This is a genomic window from Helicobacter turcicus (assembly GCF_019711685.1).
In the GTDB taxonomy this organism is placed as follows: Bacteria; Campylobacterota; Campylobacteria; order Campylobacterales; family Helicobacteraceae; genus Helicobacter_D; species Helicobacter_D turcicus.
This window is the reverse complement of record NZ_JAIGYQ010000014.1, coordinates 22,973-32,035: the sequence shown is the minus strand read 5'-3', so window position 1 is coordinate 32,035 and position 9,063 is coordinate 22,973. Positions and strand designations below refer to the sequence as shown.

Genomic DNA, 9,063 nt, shown 5'->3' with positions numbered 1-9,063 from the left:
CAACTCTCAAAAGAGGAATGGGAGGAGATTATGCAAACTCCTATTAAAAGCTATAAAGATTATCAAAATAATGATAATTTGCATACTTTAAAAGATAAATATTTAGATCCATTTTTTGTGTAGAGGAGTAAAAAATAAAAAAAATCGTTAGCATAGTAGGAGCAAGACCGCAGTTTATCAAAGCAGCGGCTTTTAGCAGGGCAGTCGCAAAAGATGGCGGTGTGCAAGAGGTGATGGTCCATACAGGGCAACATTACGATACGCAAATGAGTGCATCTTTTTTTAAAGAATTAGAGATTCCAACTCCTGCTTACCATTTAGGAATTGGTGGGTTATCCCATGGAGCAATGACAGGCAGAATGCTAGAGCGCATTGAGGAGGTATTAGTAAAAGAAAAGCCCGATTTTACTCTTATCTATGGCGACACAGATTCTACGCTTGCGGGTGCATTAGCTAGTGCAAAACTCCATATCCCCATAGCGCATGTAGAAGCAGGCTTAAGAAGCTTTAATCCTAAAATGCCAGAAGAGATTAATAGAATCTTAAGCGATAGGATTTCTAAGTTTTTGTTTGTGCCCTCGCAAAATGCTTATGATAATTTGGTAAAAGAGGGTTTTTTGGGATTTGATTGTGCGCTACTAAAAGTTGGGGATATTATGCTAGATGTTGCCCTGCATTATCAAAAAATGGCTAAGAAACCTACAATTGCATTGCCTAAGCACTTTATTTTATGCACATTGCATAGAGCAGAAAATACAGATGATTTGCAAAGAATGCAGGAGATTTTAGAGGGCTTAAATACGATTTCTAAAGAAGTTTTGGTTTGTGTCCCCCTACATCCTAGAACAAGGAATGTTTTAGAGAAAAATTCTTTTAAGGTGGAGAATCTTCGTTTTATGGAAGCCTTAAGTTATTTAGAAATGGTATGGGTCTTGCAACATTGTCAAATGGTCATAACAGATAGCGGAGGCTTGCAAAAGGAAGCCTATTTTTTTAAAAAACCTTGCATGACTTTACGTGATGAAACAGAATGGGTAGAGCTTGTAGAATGCGGGGTTAATGTGCTAGTTGGTGCAAATAGGGATAAAATCCTTGATGGTTTTAAAAAAATTGCCGATATGGATATGGAATTTGAGAAAAATCTCTATGGCAATGGAGATGCAAGCAAAAAGATTCTACAAACACTTAAGGGGTTTTAGATGAAGCAGTTTGGTTTGATTGGAGTAGCAGGATATATCGCACCTAGACATTTAAAGGCGATTAAAGAAACACAAAATGTGTTATCGTGTGCATTAGACCCTTATGATGGGGTTGGGATTATGGATAGCTATTTTCCTAATGCAGATTTTTTTACAGAATTTGAAAGATTTGATAGGCATGTGGATAAGTTAAGACGAAAGGGTTGTGGGCTAGATTTTTTGTCCATTTGCTCTCCTAATTATTTGCATGATAGCCATATTCGTTTTGGGCTTAGAAGCGGGGCTAGTGTGATTTGTGAAAAGCCTTTGGTGCTAAATCCTTGGAATATAGAAGCCCTAGAAGCCATGCAAAAGGAGACAAAAGCAAATGTTTATACGATTTTGCAATTGCGTTTGCATCCTAGTATTGTTGCCTTAAGAAAAAGAGTTGAAGAAACCTTACAAAAAGAACCCAATAAGGTTTTTGATGTGGAGCTAACTTATATCACTTCGCGAGGCAAGTGGTATTTCGTCTCTTGGAAAGGAGATGTTTCTAAAAGTGGCGGAGTGGCTACAAATATCGGTGTGCATTTTTTTGATATGCTTGCTTGGATTTTTGGGGAGGTTAGAGGGAGTGTAGTGCATTGCTTAAACGCACAAAGTGCTAGCGGAATCTTAGAATTAAAACATGCTAGAGTGCGCTGGTTTCTCTCTGTGGATGCAAATGCCTTGCCTAAAATCGCACTAGAACAAAATAAACGCACCTTTAGATGCATTAGCCTTAATGGAGAATCCTTAGAATTTAGCGATGGCTTTACAGATTTGCATACAGAGAGTTATAGGGATATTTTAAAGGGAGGCGGATTTGGACTACAAGAGGCAAAGACCTCTATAAATATCGTCCATGCAATAAGAAATGCTGAAATTATAGGGTTAAAGGGAGATTATCACCCTTATTTAACACAAATAAAGGAATCTTAAATGCAAAAAATTGGCATTATTACTTATCAAGCACCGCATTTAAAAACAGAACAAGTTTTGAACCAACTCTTGAATCAGCGGGGGGGGGGGATTTTGTGATTTATTCTTTACCTTTTGTTAGCAAAGAGGAGAGGGCAGTGTTATTTGCACATAGACCTAGACAAAGCGAGGCAATCAGTGCAGAGGAGATTGCAAAACAATGGAAAATCCCCTTTAGAAGTTGTAGAAGCGATACAGAGATTGATAATGCATGTGAAATTTATATTCTAACAGGTGGCGGGATACTATCCCATGAGTGTTTAAGCGGAAAGAGAATTTTAAACGCGCATCCGGGGATTATTCCAAATTGCAGAGGATTAGACGCTTTTAAATGGGCGATTTTAGAGGATAAACCCTTAGGCGTGAGCTTACATTATATTGATACAGAGGTAGATTGCGGGGAGGTTGTAGCTATACAACCTACATCGATTTATCCTAGCGATTCCTTACAAACACTTGCAAGAAGGCATTATGAAAACGAAATTGCAATGCTTGCAAATTTTGAATTGTATTTGCAAAATCCTAAGAATCCTTTTGCGGATATTGCCTTTTGCAAGAGCGCAAAAAGAATGCAGCCTTTAGAGGAGAGAGAAATGATAGAACACTTTAATACGTATAAAGAAAAAATGTGTGAGGAATAACATGGAGTATTTTGCACATCAAAGTGCCATCATTGATCCTAATGTGCAAATTGGAAAGGGATGTAAGATTTGGCATTTTAGCCATATTTTAAGCGGAAGTGTGATTGGGGAGAATTGTTCCTTTGGGCAAAATTGCGTTGTTGGTCCTAATGTGCGCATTGGAAGCGGGTGTAAAGTGCAAAATAATGTGAGCATTTATGAGGGGGTTTGGCTAGAAAATGATGTGTTTTTAGGTCCTTCTATGGTTTTTACAAATGTGCATAATCCCCGCGCTTTTATCAATCGCAAAGAAGAGTTTAGAAAAACGCTTTTAAAACAGGGAGTGTCTATTGGCGCAAATGTAACGATTGTGTGCGGGGTTAGTATTGGAGAGTATGCGTTTATTGGTGCTGGAAGTGTTGTTGTGCATGATGTGCAAAGCTATGCGCTAATGGTGGGTAATCCTGCTAGGCAAATTGGCTGGGTGGATAAGGCTGGATTGCGCTTGGAGTTTGATAGTCGCGGAATCGCTGTGGATAGCTATGATAAAACGTATTATCGTTTAGTTGGGGAGAGATTGGAGATTGTGCATGATTGATTTTGCAAATTTAAAAAAAGCGCATTTAGAGCAAAAGCAAGCAATTGAAGAAGCGGTTTTAAGGGTTTGTCGTAATGCAAATTATATTATGGGCGAAGAGGTTAAGGGGCTTGAGCAAGAGTTAGTGGAGTTTGTAGGGGGTGGATATGCGGTAACTTGTGGAAGTGGGAGTGATGCACTGCTATTAGCCTTAATGGCATTAGGAATCCAAGCAGGTGATGAAGTCATTACTCCACCTTTTAGCTTTATTGCAACTTCAGAGATGATTGCGCTTTTGGGTGCAAAACCTGTATTTGTGGATATTTCTTTAGAGGATTTTAATATAGATTGCGCCTTGATAGAAAATGCAATTACACCTAAAACTAAAGCGATTTTAGCAGTGAGTTTGTATGGGCAACCGCCGGATTTAGAAAGGTTAGAATTTCTTGCTAGAAAGTGGAATCTTAAGCTTATTTTAGATGGTGCGCAAAGTTTTGGTGCGGAGTTTAAGGGAATAAAAGATTCTTTATATGGTGACGTGGCAACAACTAGCTTCTTTCCATCAAAGCCTTTAGGGTGTTATGGAGATGGAGGGGCTATCTTTACACGTAATGGGGATTTAGCAGAGAAAATTGCGTGCTTAAGAGTGCATGGACAAACACAAAGGTATTTGCACAAATATGTTGGGATTGGCGGGAGATTAGACGCTTTACAAGCGGCGATTTTGCGCATTAAATTAAGGGCTTTTAAAGAGACGATTCAAAGAAGGCAAGAGGTTGCAAAATGGTATGATGGTTTTTTAGGCAATTGCGTAAAGATTCCGCGCATTATAGAGGGAAGGGTGAGTGTGTATGCGCAATACACTATCCAAACAAATCAACGTTGTAAATTGCAAGAACATTTAAAAAAATATGGAATCCCAAGTGTTGTGCATTATCCTTTAGGGTTGCATTTGCAGGAGTGCTTTAAAGATTTAAGCTACCAAAAGGGAGATTTTAAAAAGACAGAAATTGCAAGTTGTGAAGTGTTGAGTTTGCCGATGAATCCTTGTTTAAGAAAAGAAGAGGTTAAGGGGATAGCTCAAGTGATTAAAGAATGGTTTAATGTGTAGCATTTGTGGAGGGAATTATCCCTTAGAAGCTATAAAAAAAGCATCTAAAACTATGGCGCATAGGGGTCCAAACTTTAGCGGGGTTTTTAGTGAAAAAGGGATTGCGTTAGCGCATAATCGTTTAAGTATTATTGATTTGGAAAAGGAAGCAAATCAGCCCTTTATCTCCTCTTATTGTCCGCATTTTGTGCTTGTGTTTAATGGAGAGATTTATAATTATTTAGAGCTAAGGGAGGAATTAGAGGGTTTTGGGGTTGCATTCCAGACAAAAAGCGATACAGAGGTTTTGCTACATGCCTTTGCGTTTTGGGGTGAGAAGTGCTTGGAGAAATTCAATGGGGATTTTGCCTTTGTGGTGTATGATAGGCGCGATAGTAGCTTATTTTTTGCAAGGGATAGGTTGGGCAATAAGCCTTTATTTTATGGATTACATGGAGATAGAATTTGCTTTGCTTCAGAGATTAAGGCACTTTTGGAGATTTTGCCACAAGAGTTTGATTTAGAAGAAGTCGCAAAATGGTTGCTCTTTAGCAATGGTAGCAAGGATAAGACGATTTATAAAGGGATTATGCCTTTTTTAGCGGCACATTATGGAGTGTTTAAGGACGGAAAGCTTAAGTTAGTGCGCTATTGGAATCTTGAAATTGCGCCACAGCATTATACGTTAGATTGCGCAGTAGAAGAGTTAGAAACTTTGCTATTAGATGCCCTAAAATTGCGTTTGCGTTCTGATGTGCAAGTAGCACTTAGTGTCTCTGGAGGCGTGGATAGCTCTATTTTGGCACATTTAATAAAGCGTCTAAATGGGGATTGTAAGTTTTTTGGGTTAGGTTTTAGGGATTTTAAAAACATTGATGAGAGTGCGCATATTAGAGAAATTGGCAGAGATATTAAAGAGGAGATTTGTGAAGTTGCTCTAAGGTTAGAGGATTGTAAAAAGGATTTTGCAAAACTTGTGTGCGCACAAGATGAGATTTTTAGGAGTTTTTCTATTTATGCGCAATTTGCGTTATTTAAAGAGATTGCTAAAGAATGTAAGGTTGTGCTTAGTGGGCAGGGAGCCGATGAGCTTTTTGGGGGGTATTACCATCACATTGGACGCTATATTTTTATGCATAAAGAAGCCTTTAAGGATAGGCTTAGAATCTATGGAAAAGAGGCGTTAGAAGAGTATATGTTTGGGCTAAAATGTTCTTTGGATAAGGAGTTAAAGCTACAACTTTTTGCAGAAGATAATGCACAAAACTTGCGAAAATTAGAGCAAATGGGGTTGCCTAAGCCACCGCTAGAGAATCTTTTGGAGCGTTTTTTGCTTGATTTTAATAAAGGATTGTGGCTAGATGTTATGGAGTTTAATTTACCAAATCTTTTGCGCTATGAGGATAGAGATGCTATGACATTTAGTTTAGAGAATCGCACACCTTTTACGGATTATAGAGTGGTGGAGTTTGCGTTTAGATTGCCAGAGGGCTTAAAGGTTGCATGTGGCTATGGTAAGTATATTTTAAGGGTGATTTTGGAACGTTTGGGAAGTAAGAATCTTGCTTGGCGTTTGGATAAAAAGGGCTTTTCTGCGCCTGAGCGGGAAATAGCGCAAACTTTAGGCTATAATTTTCAAGGTCTTTTTGATGTGCGCTCTGTGATTTTTCAACAATTAAGGAATAGGTGATGATTTGGATTGATGTTGCAACTCCTAAATATGCAATGTTTTTTATGGTGATGATTAAGGAGTTGGCAAAAAGAAATCACAAGATTTTAGTAACTACGCGCTATGCGCCTCATTACACAGAAGCAAAAGAGATTTTAGAATTGCATAAAATCCCTCATATTGTGCTTGGAGAATATGGAGGGGAGACACTTTTAGAGAAGTTTGAAGCACGTATTTTTCGTCAAAAAGAGATATTAGACCTTTTTAAAGCTAGAGGTGTTCCAAAGGTATTAATTTGCGGCGCTGTGGTAGATAGTGTGCAGGTAGCTTATGGGATTGGGATTCCTGTTGTTAATATCTATGACACACCAGCATTTACAAAACCCGGTGATGAAGAATTCTCCTATGAACTCACCGCAGTAGCGCGTCTTACACTCCCTTTTTCTAAGCTCTTTTTTTATCCTTTTATTTTGCCTAAAGAATTGATGTTACGTTTTGCACTTAATGAAACACAAGTGGAATCTTATCCCTTTATTGATGTGGCATTATGGATAAATGCGATTAAAAAAGAAGCAAAAAATGATTTTAGAATACGTTATGGAATGGATATTTCTAAACCCACGATTCTCATTAGAGAGGAGGAATACAAGGCACATTATGTGAAAGAAAAGATTCCAACTATTTATGAGGTGATTCCACTTTTAAGAGCGCAGTTAGATGCGAATTTGGTGATTATGCCTCGTTATGAAAAAGAGAGATTGAAAAACGACTTTGGCGCAATTGCAGTGGTGCTTGAAGAGAAGCTAAGACCAGAGGAGTTTTATCCTTTTATTGACCTTTTTATTGGCGGGGGCGGGACTATGAATTTAGAAGCAGTTTGTTATGGGATTCCAACCATTTCTACACGTTCTATTTGGTTAATCCATGACCAATATTTGATTAAAAATAAGCTTATGTTTTGGACGCAAGATTGTGATGAGATTTTAAAAATTGCTAAGGAAATGCTAGGCAAGAGAGTGGAATCGCAAAGCTATTTTATTAAAGGTGCTTGTAATTTTGAGCGAATGATTGAACGTATTGAAAAGGAGATTTTATGCTAGGAGTTGCACTGCTTGGTTGTGGGAGAATCGCAAAACGTCATGGGGATTTGCTAAGTTGTGGCGAGATAGAGGGCGCAAAACTTGTAGCAGTGTGTGATATACAAAAAGACCGTGCGCAGAGCTTTGGGGAGAAATATAAGATTCCTTATTTTGTGAGCTTAGAAGAGATGATGCGAGTTTGTGGTGCGCAAATTGATATTGTCTCTATCCTAACTCCTAGTGGTTTGCATGCACAAAATACGCTTGAAGTTGCGCCTTATCAAAAGCATATTATTGTTGAGAAGCCTATGGCATTGACTTTAGAGGATGCAGATAAGATGATTGAGGCTTGTAAGAGAAATGGTGTAAGACTCTTTGTAGTCAAGCAGAATCGCTACAATTTACCTGTTAGGAAGTTAAGGGAGGCGTTGGAGTCTGGACGCTTTGGTAAGCTTGTGCTAGGAAGTGTGCGTGTGCGCTGGTGTAGAGATGATAGCTATTATAAACAGGATTCCTGGCGGGGGACTTGGGCGTATGATGGAGGAGTTTTTACAAATCAGGCAAGCCATCATATTGATTTACTAGAGTGGATGCTAGGTGATGTAGAGAGTGTGTTTGCAAAAGGCACTACGGCTTTAAGCACAATAGAGGCGGAGGATACAGGAATTGCTGTGTTAAAGTTTAAAAATGGGGCGCTAGGAGTGGTGGAAGCAACAACTGCCACGCGTCCTTCTGATTTAGAAGGGAGCATTTCTATTTTAGGAGAGCTTGGAAGCGTGGAAATAGGGGGTTTTGCGGTCAATCAAATGCAGCATTGGAATTTTGTAAAGCCCATAGCAAGTGATGCAGAAGTTTTAGAAAAATACTCTGTAAATCCCCCAAATGTGTATGGATTTGGGCATAGGGAGTATTATTTGCAAGTGGTAGATTGTTTAAGAAATGGCACAAAGGCATTAGTAAGTGGAGAGGAGGGCAGGAAGAGCTTAGAGCTTATAGTAGCAATGTATGAATCTATTGAAACTGGCAAGGAAGTGTTTTTGCCCATAACTCCAAAGCAGTGTAAATTAGGAGCAAAAGTGTGAAAAAAGTTGTCTTTTTAGGTGCAAAGGAAATTGGCAAAGAGTGCTTAGAATTCCTTTTTGAGAGACAAAATAGCTTAGATTATGTAATTGTTGCTGTTGGGAGCTCACCTAGAGGAAATGGAGTAAGAGAGTTTGCAAAAGAAAAAGGGCTTTTAATGCTTGAGGACTTAGATATGCTTTTAGACTTAGAGTTTGATATACTTTTTAGTGTGCAGTATCACGCAATTTTAAAAAAAGAGCATATTAATTGTGCAAGAGAAATTGCCTTTAATCTGCATTTAGCCCCTTTGCCAGAATATAGGGGGTGTAATCAATTTTCTTTTGCAATTTTAAATGCGGATAAGGAATTTGGTGTAAGTATTCACAAAATGGACGAGGGCATTGATAGCGGAGCTATTGCCTTTGAGAAACGTTTTATAATTCCTAAGCATTGTTTTGTAGATGAGCTTGTGGATTTGGCAAATGCAGCAGGGCTTACGTTATTTTGTGAAAATTTAGAAAAAATGTTGCAAGGACAATATACATTAATCCCACAAGATTCTATTACATCTTTGCGTAGGGAGTTTCACCTAAGGAATGAAATCCACACTCTAAAGGAAGTGCATCTTGACTCCTGCGGGGGGGGGGGGCTTTAATTGAAAGAATTATTAGAGCAACAGCAATGCCGGGATTTGAACCCCCCTATTGCTACATTGGCAGAAGAAAATTCTACTTCATACAAGCTGATAAAAAGTCAAATTCGGGAAGT

9 protein-coding genes are annotated in these 9,063 nt (G+C 38.6%); all 9 read left to right on the top strand.

Translation table 11 applies throughout. The annotated features are described in order from the left end of the window. Positions 1-134 precede the first annotated feature (134 nt). Positions 135-1,199, top strand: coding sequence for a non-hydrolyzing UDP-N-acetylglucosamine 2-epimerase (gene wecB, locus K4G57_RS08535; RefSeq protein ID WP_221532763.1), 1,065 nt, complete (start codon positions 135-137; stop codon positions 1,197-1,199). Continuing rightward, positions 1,200-2,159 (top strand): Gfo/Idh/MocA family protein, encoded by a 960-nt coding sequence (locus tag K4G57_RS08530; RefSeq protein WP_221532757.1) that lies wholly within the window; start codon positions 1,200-1,202, stop codon positions 2,157-2,159. It abuts the gene before it with no gap. A 95-nt stretch (positions 2,160-2,254) separates the two neighbouring features. Continuing rightward, the gene (locus K4G57_RS09335) at positions 2,255-2,839 is read left to right on the top strand and encodes a formyltransferase family protein (protein WP_221532756.1); all 585 of its coding nucleotides are present in this window, start codon (positions 2,255-2,257) and stop codon (positions 2,837-2,839) included. Between the two features lies 1 nt (position 2,840). After that, on the top strand, positions 2,841-3,416 hold the full coding sequence (locus K4G57_RS08520; RefSeq protein WP_221532755.1) for an acyltransferase: 576 nt from the start codon (positions 2,841-2,843) through the stop codon (positions 3,414-3,416). Then, a complete protein-coding gene (locus K4G57_RS08515) occupies positions 3,409-4,506 on the top strand; it encodes a DegT/DnrJ/EryC1/StrS family aminotransferase (protein WP_221532754.1) in 1,098 nt (365 codons plus the stop codon). Before K4G57_RS08520 ends, K4G57_RS08515 begins: the two co-directional genes overlap by 8 nt. Further along, positions 4,499-6,175 (top strand): asparagine synthase (glutamine-hydrolyzing), encoded by a 1,677-nt coding sequence (asnB, locus tag K4G57_RS08510; RefSeq protein ID WP_221532753.1) that lies wholly within the window; start codon positions 4,499-4,501, stop codon positions 6,173-6,175. Before K4G57_RS08515 ends, asnB begins: the two co-directional genes overlap by 8 nt. Continuing rightward, complete coding sequence (locus K4G57_RS08505; protein ID WP_221532752.1) at positions 6,175-7,254, top strand: DUF354 domain-containing protein; 1,080 nt, start codon at positions 6,175-6,177, stop codon at positions 7,252-7,254. The genes asnB and K4G57_RS08505 overlap by 1 nt, the downstream gene beginning before the upstream one ends. Then, positions 7,248-8,315 (top strand): Gfo/Idh/MocA family protein, encoded by a 1,068-nt coding sequence (locus tag K4G57_RS08500; RefSeq protein WP_221532751.1) that lies wholly within the window; start codon positions 7,248-7,250, stop codon positions 8,313-8,315. The genes K4G57_RS08505 and K4G57_RS08500 overlap by 7 nt, the downstream gene beginning before the upstream one ends. After that, positions 8,312-8,950 (top strand): formyltransferase family protein, encoded by a 639-nt coding sequence (locus tag K4G57_RS08495; protein WP_221532750.1) that lies wholly within the window; start codon positions 8,312-8,314, stop codon positions 8,948-8,950. Before K4G57_RS08500 ends, K4G57_RS08495 begins: the two co-directional genes overlap by 4 nt. Positions 8,951-9,063 lie beyond the last annotated feature (113 nt).